9 protein-coding genes are annotated in these 10,249 nt (G+C 60.5%); 5 read left to right on the forward strand and 4 right to left on the reverse strand.

Annotated elements, in window-relative coordinates; genetic code table 11:
• The first annotated feature begins 162 nt into the window (after positions 1-162).
• From GOB85_RS02190 to GOB85_RS02200, 3 genes are read left to right on the forward strand one after another with little or no spacing between them, the layout of a single operon-like run.
• Entirely contained in the window at positions 163-402 is a 240-nt protein-coding gene (locus GOB85_RS02190) for a FeoA family protein (protein WP_173576072.1), read from the forward strand.
• Between the two features lie 2 nt (positions 403-404).
• Complete coding sequence (gene feoB / locus GOB85_RS02195; RefSeq protein WP_173576071.1) at positions 405-2,264, forward strand: ferrous iron transport protein B; 1,860 nt, start codon at positions 405-407, stop codon at positions 2,262-2,264.
• Positions 2,261-2,494 (forward strand): DUF6587 family protein, encoded by a 234-nt coding sequence (locus tag GOB85_RS02200; protein WP_173576070.1) that lies wholly within the window; start codon positions 2,261-2,263, stop codon positions 2,492-2,494. Before feoB ends, GOB85_RS02200 begins: the two co-directional genes overlap by 4 nt.
• A gap of 264 nt (positions 2,495-2,758) precedes the next feature.
• On the opposite strand, the gene bla is transcribed toward GOB85_RS02200, so the two are convergent.
• Together bla and GOB85_RS02210 are read right to left on the reverse strand one after the other, a co-directional pair.
• Entirely contained in the window at positions 2,759-3,637 is an 879-nt protein-coding gene (gene bla, locus GOB85_RS02205; protein ID WP_173576069.1) for a class A beta-lactamase, read from the reverse strand.
• 367 nt (positions 3,638-4,004) lie between these two features.
• A complete protein-coding gene (locus GOB85_RS02210; protein WP_173576068.1) occupies positions 4,005-4,607 on the reverse strand; it encodes a YqgE/AlgH family protein in 603 nt (200 codons plus the stop codon).
• 92 nt (positions 4,608-4,699) lie between these two features.
• Between GOB85_RS02210 and GOB85_RS02215 the strand changes: the two genes are divergently transcribed.
• Both GOB85_RS02215 and GOB85_RS02220 read left to right on the forward strand, forming a co-directional pair.
• Positions 4,700-5,455 (forward strand): SDR family NAD(P)-dependent oxidoreductase, encoded by a 756-nt coding sequence (locus GOB85_RS02215; RefSeq protein ID WP_173576067.1) that lies wholly within the window; start codon positions 4,700-4,702, stop codon positions 5,453-5,455.
• 20 nt (positions 5,456-5,475) lie between these two features.
• Positions 5,476-6,402 carry a polyphosphate kinase 2 family protein gene (locus tag GOB85_RS02220; protein WP_173576066.1) on the forward strand — a complete coding sequence of 309 codons (927 nt, stop codon included), beginning with the start codon at positions 5,476-5,478 and terminating at the stop codon, positions 6,400-6,402.
• A 6-nt stretch (positions 6,403-6,408) separates the two neighbouring features.
• Here GOB85_RS02220 and GOB85_RS02225 read toward each other — a convergent pair whose 3' ends face one another.
• Both GOB85_RS02225 and GOB85_RS02230 read right to left on the reverse strand, forming a co-directional pair.
• Positions 6,409-8,148 (reverse strand): tetratricopeptide repeat protein, encoded by a 1,740-nt coding sequence (locus GOB85_RS02225; protein WP_173576065.1) that lies wholly within the window; start codon positions 8,146-8,148, stop codon positions 6,409-6,411.
• A gap of 536 nt (positions 8,149-8,684) precedes the next feature.
• Positions 8,685-10,202: an efflux transporter outer membrane subunit gene (locus tag GOB85_RS02230; RefSeq protein ID WP_242011242.1), complete on the reverse strand. Its 1,518-nt coding sequence runs from the start codon at positions 10,200-10,202 to the stop codon at positions 8,685-8,687.
• Positions 10,203-10,249: the final 47 nt, after the last annotated feature.

Genomic DNA, 10,249 nt, shown 5'->3' on the forward strand with positions numbered 1-10,249 from the left:
CAGACAGGCAACCGGAACGCCCCCGTTCAGACGAGGGTTGCGCTCCTGTTATGCCGGACTTGCCAGATTCATACTGATCAGCACAACACACCAGCCTGGACAGCAGACAAATAACGAAATAGGTATCATTCGCAATTACACAGCAGGCGGACACAAGCAGCCATGCGCCTGAACGAGCTGTCACCCGGGTCAGAAGCCATCATAGACCACATCGAAGACCGCGAATCCGGTGATCCTGTCGCCGTGCGTCTGCGCGAACTCGGCTTCGTGCCCGGTGAGCCCGTAACAATCATCGCACAGGGACCGTTCGGCGCCGATCCGCTCGCCGTAAAAATCGGCTTCACCCGCTTCGCTCTGCGCCGCGCCGAAGCCTCCCGTATCGTGCTCAGGACCGCCGCCTGATCATGGACGCCATGGTGGACATCCTCCCGCTGCGGGCAGCACTGGTCGGCAATCCCAACTGCGGCAAGACAGCCCTGTTCAACCAGCTGACCGGCAGCCGTCAGAAAGTCGCGAACTACGCTGGCGTGACGGTCGAACGGAAGGAAGGACGCCTCACCACCCCCGGCGGCCGCCCCGTCCGCCTGCTCGATCTGCCTGGCGCCTACAGCCTGACCGCCACCAGCCCCGACGAAGCCGTCACCCGCGATGTCTGCGCCGGACGATACAGGGGCGAAGCCGCCCCCGAACTGCTGATCTGCGTGCTGTCGGCAACCAATCTCCGCCTGCATCTCCGCTTCGCTCTCGAAGTCCGGCAGCTCGGTCGCCCCATGGTCGTCGTCCTCAACATGGTCGATGCCGCACGCCAGCAGGGCATGGTCATCGACGTGCCACGCCTTCAGCAGGAACTCGGTGTGCCCGTCGTCACCGCTGTCGCGATCCGCAGAAACGGCGCCACCGACCTGCTCGATCTGCTCGATCATCCTCCCCTCACCGGCCCCGCGCCCCTGGAGGGAAACGAGGACGTGCATGTCACCGTCCGCCGGCTGCTCGCAGACTGCGTCTCCCGTCCCTCCGCCGCCAGCGAAGCCTTCGAAGACAGGCTCGACCGCTGGGTGCTCAGCCCGGTCTGGGGTCTCGTGATCCTGTTCGCGCTGATGTTCGTCATGTTCCAGGCCGTGTTTTCCTGGGCCCAGCCGCTTATGGATGCCATCGATGGCGGGGTAAGCGCTTTCGGCGAAATGGTGCGCCATATCCTGCCGGATGGCGTACTTCAGAGCCTCATCGTGGATGGCGTGATCGCCGGCGCCGGCACGGTCGTCGTCTTCCTGCCCCAGATTCTCATCCTCTTCCTGTGGATTCTCGTCCTGGAAGAATCCGGCTACCTCCCACGCGCTGCCTTTCTGCTGGATCGCATCATGGCCGCCGCCGGCCTCTCCGGCCGTTCCTTCATCCCGCTCCTGTCCAGCTTCGCCTGCGCCGTGCCGGGAATCATGGCCACACGCACGATCCAGAACCCGCGTGACCGCCTGATCACCATCCTCCTCGCCCCCCTCATGACCTGCTCGGCACGGCTCCCGGTCTACACGCTTCTGATCGCCGCCTTCGTGCCCGATCGCACCGTCGGCGGCATCTTCAACCTGCATGGTCTGGTGCTTTTCACCCTCTACATGGCCGCGATTCTCAGTGCGCTGGCCGTGGCCTGGGTTCTGAAACGAGGCGGCAAAACCGCCGAACACCCCCTGCTGCTCGAACTCCCGGCCTATCGCCTGCCCAACCTCCGCGATCTCGGACTTGGCCTCTGGCAGCGGGCCGTCATCTTCCTGTCCCGTGTCGGCACGATCATCGTCACGCTGAGCGTGCTGCTCTGGGCCCTGTCCAGCTTCCCCGCCCCTCCGGCAGGCGCCACCGGGCCGGCCATCGATTACAGTCTCGCCGGCCGGATCGGACACTGGATGCTGCCGCTCTTCGCGCCGATCGGCTTTAACTGGCAGATCTGCGTGGCCCTCATCCCCGGCCTCGCCGCCCGCGAAGTCGCAGTCAGCGCCCTGGCGACAGTCTACGCCGTCGGCGGTACCGAAACCGACGCCGCCGCACAGCTTACCCCGCTGCTCTCAGCCCAGTGGAGCCTCGCCACCGCCCTGTCGCTGCTGGCATGGTACGTCTTCGCACCCCAGTGCTTCTCCACTCTCGCCGTCATCCGCCGCGAAACAGGGGGATGGAAAATGGTCACCATCACCGCCACCTATCTGTTCGGACTTGCTTACGCCGCGTCCTTCGTCACCTGGCGACTGGCACTGGCATTCGGAGGAGGACCGTCATGATCGAAGTGCTTATTGTCAGCGTGCTTGTCGTGGCCTGCGGATTCTACTGGCTCGGGCGTCTTGCTCCCTCCGTAACCCGCAGAATGTGGCGGGGCACGGGGCACGTTCTGGAAGCGGTGCGCGCACCGGCTCCGATGCGCCAGGCCGTGGCAGGACGCGCCAATGCCGCTCCCGGAGGGGGCTGTGGGGGCTGCAAAGGCTGCGACAAAGGCAGTGGCGGCTGCCACTGACAGGGCTGCCGACTCAGCGTATTTTTCTTCATGATGGCCATGGAAGAGGGATGCCGGAATTTTCCCGGGCATCTCAAAAACAGGCTCGTTATGATATGCCCGGACAGAGATCAGAATAACAACCGCCCGGGAAAATAAGAGCACGCGCACAGCGCTTGTCGTTATCGATACGCAGATGGTGATGCAGGAGCGTATCGAGAGCGGACGTGATTATGCAGGACAGATGCTTCTTCCAATATTGCAGACCTGTTGTCGGCTTTTCGTTCAGCCGGGACGCTCCCGCACCAGATGTGAAGCAACCAGACGTCCGGCTCCGGCAAACACCGCGTCAAACTGAGCATTCGTCGGGGCGCCTCCCCGGGTGTAAACGCAGATGACAACGGGAGTGCGTGGATCGGGCCACGACACTGCAATGTCGCCGGCAGCATCCCTGCCGTTGTGACCTGTTTTATTGCCGGTCACCCAGTTACCCGGAAGGCCAGACCGCAGGCGATTGCCACCCGTCTGGCAACCAATCAGTAACTCCGTGAACCACGCGCGGGATTTAGCGGATAAAACGTCCCCAACAACAAACTTGCGGAGATTTTCTGCCATGGCAGCCGGCGTGGTCGTGTCATACGATTCACCCCGGCGTGTTCGGTTCAGAAACGGTTCGGGGTGATCCAGCCGGGTCACATGGTCGCCAATTGTGCGCCAGAACGCTGTCATTACCGGAGGGCCACCCACACGCTTTAGCAACAGATTACAGCAAACGTTGTCGCTAACCTCGACTGCCGCCCTGCACATGTCCCGGACAGACAGAACACCCTTCGACAGATTTGCTCTGGCCACCGGAGCGTACAAATCACCTGTATCCGCTGCGCTGTAATGGATCATTTCATCTAAATCGCCGTGCCCCCGATCGATTTCAGAAAGAACGAACGCGACCAGCGACGCTTTGACGGTGCTGCACATCACAAAGCGATCATGAGCCCGCCACGCGAACGTGGCGCCCGATGATATGTTCTTCGCATATATCCCTATGTGACCTCCGCTTGCCCGCTCATACTCCCGGAGCGGCACAAGCGCGGCATCGCCCGCCACGGCGGGCGATGCCAGAAACGCAGGAATGCCCAGGATGAGAGTTCGTCGCTTCAGACACATGTGAACTCTCTGTTATGGCCTCAGAACGCCATAAAGTCTGCCTTAGCCATGGTTCATTGCACAGCCCCTGAAAGCACTTCGGACAGAGAGAAGCCTCTTCGACCCACAGGATCTCAGCAATGACTGATGCATAGCCCGAATGTCGGAAAAACAGACTAAAAAGCTGTTTCAGGAGGCTCTGTTGTTACGTGTTGATCAGTGATTTTTCAAAGGGTAAGCAGAATCCGGGCTCTGCCCGAACCCGGCAGGGGCTCTGTTGTCATTAACTGTTGGCTTCTTCCCAGGGCTTTGCCCTGGAACCCACCAAAGGTCACAGACCTTTGGAAACCATTTTGTCATGAATAAATCGAGGCGCAGGCAGCCTGCCTCAGGCGTTGCCAACGAACGACGCCAGTCGCAGCGGATCAATATTGATCCCCGCCAGCGCCTTGCGCCACTTCCCGCCATGATCCGCCCCGAAAATAATGTCCCGTGTGGCCGGAGCAATCAGCCAGGCAGAATCGCGGGCAATCTCTTCCTCAAGCTGACCAGCCGCCCAGCTCGCATGACCAAGAGCCAGCAAAGCATCGCGCGGACCCGAACCGGCCGCGATGTCCTTGAGAATTTCAAGGCTGGCAGTCAGACACGTACTGTCATCAACCGTCAGACTGCCCTCGCCACTCCAGTCTGAGGAATGCAGAACAAAACCACGCGCCGACTCGACAGGGCCACCAGCACACAGCCCGATCCGGCGACGCGGAGGCACCGGAGCAATATCAAGCTGCAAAAGAAGATCGTCGAAAGCCGGCTGAGGCAGACGCCGGTTCACGACAATCCCCATTGCGCCAGTCTCCGCCGAATGAGCGCACATATAGATCACCGACCGCGCGAACCCCGTCTCAGAGAGCGTGGGCATCGCAATCAGAAGATAGCCGGTGAACGAGTTCTCCGCCCCGCCGGCGTCAAAGATATCTGTCGAAGAAAGGCACATGCCTCAGGATATGGTGTGCTCCGCGTCATTTGACAACACGGCAACCCGCACGGGCTAATGCCACCAGACAAACAAAGACGGGAGAAAACACGATGACAGACACAGTTCTGGTCACCGGCGCCACAGCCGGTTTCGGCAAGGCGATCGCCCGACGGCTCGTAAAAGACGGATACCGGGTCATCGGCACAGGTCGTCGCCAGGAACGGCTGGATGAACTGAAAAGCACGCTCGGCGATGCCTTTCTGCCCCTGAAGCTCGACATGGACGACACTGCCGCCCTGCGCGCCCTGCCCGGCAGCCTGCCGGATGGCTGGCAGACCGTGGACGTGCTGGTCAACAATGCCGGCCTGGCCCTGGGTCTCGCCCCCGCGCAGCAGGCCGATATCAATGACTGGGAACAGATGATCCGCACCAACGTGTCAGGACTGGTGGAAATCACCGGCGCACTCCTGCCCGGCATGGTCGAACGCAACCACGGACACATCGTCTCGCTCGGCAGCACAGCCGGAACATATCCCTACCCCGGCGCCAATGTTTACGGCGCCAGCAAAGCCTTCGTGTCCCAGTTCATGCGCAATCTCCGCTCAGATCTTCTCGGCACGCGCGTCAGGGCGACCAATATCGAACCCGGACTCTGCGGCGGCAGCGAGTTCAGCAACGTCCGCCTGCGTGACGACGCGAAAGCGGCTGACGTTTATAAAGACACCAGCCCCCTCCTGCCGGAAGACATCGCCGAAACCGTCTCCTGGACTCTCGGGCTGCCGCCACACGTCAATATCAATCGCATCGAGATGATGCCGGTCTGCCAGGCCTCCGCCGGCCTCGCCGTAAAACGCGGCGTGAACTGAAGCCACAGGAGCAGCGCATCATGGCACAGACCAAAACCACGACTGCCGGACCCGGCGTCAGGTCGGTCCTCTCGCAACGCTATCGTGTCAACGAAGAAAAGCCCTTCCACCTCGCCGATTATGACCCGGGTGACACGGCGGGACTTCCGCTCGACAAAGCTCAGGGTAAAGCCCTGCTGAAGATCGCCAAAAAGCGACTCTTCGAATTGCAGGAACTCCTCTACGCCAACGGCACAACCTCAATGCTCATCGTGTTGCAGGGTATGGATGCCGCAGGAAAAGACGGAACGATCAAGCACGTCATGTCCGGCGTAAATCCGCAGGGCGTGAGCGTGACATCGTTCAAACAGCCCGGTCCGCAGGAACTGCTGCACGGATTCCTCTGGCGCATCCACAGCGCCGCTCCCGCCGCCGGCCGCATCGTCATCTTCAACCGAAGCCAGTACGAAGACGTCCTCGTCACACGCGTTCACCCGGAACTTCTGGAACAGGAACATCTCCCCGAAGACACCGGCACCCCCGCATTCTGGAAAGGCCGTTTCGAGGACATCCGGCATTTCGAGCATTACCTGTCACGTCAGGGCACGCTGATCCTCAAATTCTTCCTCCACATTTCGAAGGAAGAACAACGCGCACGTCTGCTCGCCCGCCTGGACGACCACGACAAACGGTGGAAATTCTCCGGCGCAGACGTCAGGGAACGTGAATTCTGGGATCATTACCAGCAGGCTTATGAAGAAGCGGTCAGCCACACTTCACGGCCCTACGCGCCCTGGTTCGTCGTCCCCGCCAACCACAAATGGTTCGCCCGTCTGACCGTACTCGAAACAATCATCAGCGCCCTCGAAAAGCTGGCCCAGAAACCACCCGTCATGGACCCGGCCTTTTCAAAATCCCTGGACACCTACCGCGCGAAACTGGGCGAAGAAACCGACCCGAAAGACTGACGAACATCATGGCCGGAGGGCGCAACTCCGGTCCCGCATGTGCCGGGAAAGCAGGCTGCGAGCCTCCTCAACAGCCCCGGACCAGTCTCCCGGGGCCGATTGCCGGATAACCCGCATCGAGGGATACCACGGAGTGTCAGAGCGACCCTCCAGCCAGCGCCAGCAACTGTCAAAACGTGATAGCATCAGCACCGGCAGACCCAGCCCGCCACCGAGATGCGCGATGGACGTATCAACCGTGATCAGAAGGTCAACACCGCTGAGACGGGCAGCCGTATCCGCGAAATCACCGATGCCCCCGGTGACATCAGTGAGAGGAAAGCCGCTTTCAGCTCTCTGCGTCGCCGCTTCATCCATCTGAAAACTGACGAAACGAGTCCCCTGAACTGAAAAAAGCGGTGCAAGTTCAGCCAGTTTTACAGAACGACGACGATCGAGAGCATGCGACCGTGCTTTGTGCCGCCGGGGCGCGCCAGACCAGACGAGGCCGACAACAAAATCACGCGCGTCCGCCCCACCATTTTCCACAAGACGCCGAACCATATCCCCCTGACGCACAGCCTCTCCCGGAGGAACGGAAAGATAGGGCGCCCCCGGAACCGTGTCCGGCATAATCCCGAACCGCAACGGCAGACTGCCCAGCGGAGAGTGAAAGTCGAAGTGGCAACCGGACGGAAGGGTGCTGCAAACGTCCGCAATGCCCTCAACGCGACGGAATAACCGGACCAGGGGCTCAGGCACCTGCACAGTCACACGCGCGCCACATCGGCTGACGCTGGTGGCGAAACGGATAAACTGAAGCGAATCACCAAAACCCTGTTCAGCATGAAGCAGGATACTGCGACCGCGCAGATCCTCACCCAGCCATAACGGCGCACAGAGATCCATCCGGGGCGTCTGACAGGATCGCCAGCGCCACTCATACTCCCGCCAGCCCTCATCCCAGCGCCCCGCCTTGAGCAGGGCCGTGGCACGGGTAAACAACGTCTTCGGATAAGCTGGCCGCACTTCCAGCGCGCGGTCAGCCGCGATAATGGCCGCATCCGACTGATTGAGAAGAGAGAGCAGATGACTGCGGTTATGCAGCGCCTCCTCATCCTGTGGTTTCAGAGCAAGAGCCTTTTCAACGGCCTGGAGAGACTCCTCCAGCCGCCCTGTCAGCTCGAGTGCCACACCATGATCAAGATGATAATACGCCTCCTCCGGCCGGGCGGCGATGGCCCGCGCAATCAGGTCAAGCGCGGCTTCCGGCTCTCCCTGATCAAGCAGGAGTCTGCCAAGACGGTGGCTGACACAGGGAACATCAGGCGCCAGTTCAAGACTCTGCCTGTAAAAACGAACAGCACGATCCGTTTCGCCAATCCCTTCGAAAGCGACCCCGGCCGTAAAAAACGCAAACCCGGAAGCAGGCATCATGCGACTTGTCTGTTCCAGCTCCGCCGTGGCTTCAGCCTGACAGCCCAGCTTTCGCAAACAATGCGCATAGAGCAGGCGGAAAACAAAATTTCCCGACTGACGAAAGCAGCGCCCCAGCGGCGCCAGAGCACGCGCCGGCCGGCCAAGCCGAAGCTCCGCGCGTCCAAGCAGGGCCAGAGCAGCCATATCGCGCGGATGACGTCCAAGGAAACGCAGCGTATCGCGACGGACCGCTTCGAAATCCCGTCGTTGTTCAAAAACACGACACCGGGCCAGCATCGTGTCCAGCAATGTATCAGAGACTTCGGCGGTGGCGGACCGGATCGTCATGGTGCGAACTCCTCACCACCCTGATGCCACCCGGATCTTAAGAGCCCCTTTCCGGATCGCGGGATTTTTTTGCAGAGCGTTACAGCACCACATCAGATATGACAGGCCCGGCCGAAAGGTGCACCTGCTCCGTCGCACTATGAAAAGATGACAGCCTCTGTTGTCGTTAAGTGTTGATCTGTGATTTTTCAAAGGGTTGGCAAAATCCGGGCTCTGCCCGAACCCGGCAGGGACCGTCACGCGAAGGCGTGCTGCGCACGACGGCCCCTGCACCCCGATTGATCAAATAACAAAATGGTTTCCAAAGGTCTGTGACCTTTGGTGGGTTCCAGGGCAAAGCCCTGAGAAGATGCCGGCACTGAATGACAACAGAGCCTCTGGAAACCGGCCTGTTACTCAACTGATCGGGAAGAAGGGGTTCGAGGACAGAGCTCTGTCCAGTGTTACACCGGGATCAGCAATCCGCTTCTCTGAGCGCCCATGGGACAAAGCCCCCGGTTTTTACACTTCATTATACGAACAGAGCCTGACAGAAGTCAGGGCTGCCGCATCAGATTGGCATTCGCAGGATCGGTGGAAACGGAAATTCCGCCAGCACCCTTCGGCGTACGCAAACCATCATACTGAAGCGGCGCGAAAGGACGAATCGCCTTATATGCCGGCAGATCACTGGCCGACCAGCCACCGCCGAGAGCACGGATCAGAGTAACCTTCGACTGAAGCTCCCGGGTCCTGACCTGCATCAGCGCCACACGGGCAACCAGAGCCGCCTGCTGCGCAACAACAACATCCAGATAGTTGGTGAGACCGCCCGTATAAAGCTCCATCGTCATCGTCTGCGTACGAAGCGCAGCCCTGACAGCACTGTCCTGCTGAATCGTCTCAGTCCTCAGACGACTGACATTCGTCAGACCATCTTCAACTTCCTGGAACGCGGACAGAACCGTGGAACGATAATCATCCTCGGCCTGACGATACTGCGACCAGCTCCGCTGAAGCTCAGCCCGGCGAATACCCCCCTGAAAAAGAGGCAGCACAGCCTGCGCACCAAAATTGTACATGGAGTTCGACAGCGAGGCGAGATCAAAGCCGTTATCCATAAAGCCGGTCATCGCATTGAACGTCACATGTGGATAAAATGCCGCGCGTGATACACCGATGGCACGGTTCGCCTGCGCCATTGCCCGCTCGGACGCAGCAATATCAGGACGACGCTCCAGCAGCGTTGACGGCAGACCGGCAGAAGGCCGCACATCCGGGAAACTGAGGTCATCCACCTTCAGCGGGGCAATATGAAACGAAGCCGGCGCCGCATTCACCAGCACGGCAAGAGCATGCTCCATAACATCACGCCGGGCGCGGATGTCGGTCTCCGCCGCCTGCGTGGCATAAAGCTGGGCTTCGGCGCGTGACACGTCGATCCCCGCGGAAATCGCCCCCTGCAGACGCATCTGCGTGATCTGCACCGCAAGCTGATAATAGCGGATCGAATCCCTGTAGACCGCATCCTGCGCATCGAACCCGCGCAACGCCATGTAATCCCAGGCAAGTTCAGCTTCCAGGCTCAGACGCGCAACCGCATAATCTGCCGCCTGCTGCTGTGCTGACTGTTTCGCCATCAGCGTGCGATTGCGGATCGCATCCCAGAAATCCGGCTCCCATGTCGCAGCGCCCGAATACTGCTCGGACGACATATACATCGGACCGGTAGAGCCCGCACCGCGCCACAGCCGGTGCGCCGACCCTTTCCATTTCTCTCCGCCGGCCGAACCGGTCACCTGCGGATAAAGATGCGCCGCAACCTGCGCCGCCACATCACGCGACTGCATGAAGGACTCGGCCGACGCCTGAAGATCCGGATTGGCTTTCAGAGCCCGGTCCTCAAGCGCATCAAGCTGTGGATCGCCAAATGCCTTCCACCAGTCACTGCGGGGGGCGCCATCATCAGGCTGCCCGTAACGGATAACCCCCTGCCCCTCCCAGTTTACCGGATAAACCAGCTTCACAGGCTTATAAGCCGGAGCCAGATCGCAGCCGGCAAGACCAGTCGCCATCAGCAAAGCCGCAGCAAAGCAATTCAGACGGCGACGTTTCCCGGACT

It is taken from the genome of Acetobacter fallax, assembly GCF_011516735.1.
In the GTDB taxonomy this organism is placed as follows: Bacteria; Pseudomonadota; Alphaproteobacteria; order Acetobacterales; family Acetobacteraceae; genus Acetobacter; species Acetobacter fallax.

What these genes read in the sequence shown, in the direction of transcription:
- GOB85_RS02190 (WP_173576072.1), top strand. Translation starts at nt 163, where the DNA reads ATGCGCCTGAACGAGCTGTCACCCGGGTCAGAAGCCATCATAGACCAC.
- feoB (WP_173576071.1), top strand. Translation starts at nt 405, where the DNA reads ATGGACGCCATGGTGGACATCCTCCCGCTGCGGGCAGCACTGGTCGGC.
- GOB85_RS02200 (WP_173576070.1), top strand. Translation starts at nt 2,261, where the DNA reads ATGATCGAAGTGCTTATTGTCAGCGTGCTTGTCGTGGCCTGCGGATTC.
- bla (WP_173576069.1), bottom strand. Translation starts at nt 3,637, where the DNA reads ATGTGTCTGAAGCGACGAACTCTCATCCTGGGCATTCCTGCGTTTCTG.
- GOB85_RS02210 (WP_173576068.1), bottom strand. Translation starts at nt 4,607, where the DNA reads ATGTGCCTTTCTTCGACAGATATCTTTGACGCCGGCGGGGCGGAGAAC.
- GOB85_RS02215 (WP_173576067.1), top strand. Translation starts at nt 4,700, where the DNA reads ATGACAGACACAGTTCTGGTCACCGGCGCCACAGCCGGTTTCGGCAAG.
- GOB85_RS02220 (WP_173576066.1), top strand. Translation starts at nt 5,476, where the DNA reads ATGGCACAGACCAAAACCACGACTGCCGGACCCGGCGTCAGGTCGGTC.
- GOB85_RS02225 (WP_173576065.1), bottom strand. Translation starts at nt 8,148, where the DNA reads ATGACGATCCGGTCCGCCACCGCCGAAGTCTCTGATACATTGCTGGAC.
- GOB85_RS02230 (WP_242011242.1), bottom strand. Translation starts at nt 10,202, where the DNA reads ATGGCGACTGGTCTTGCCGGCTGCGATCTGGCTCCGGCTTATAAGCCT.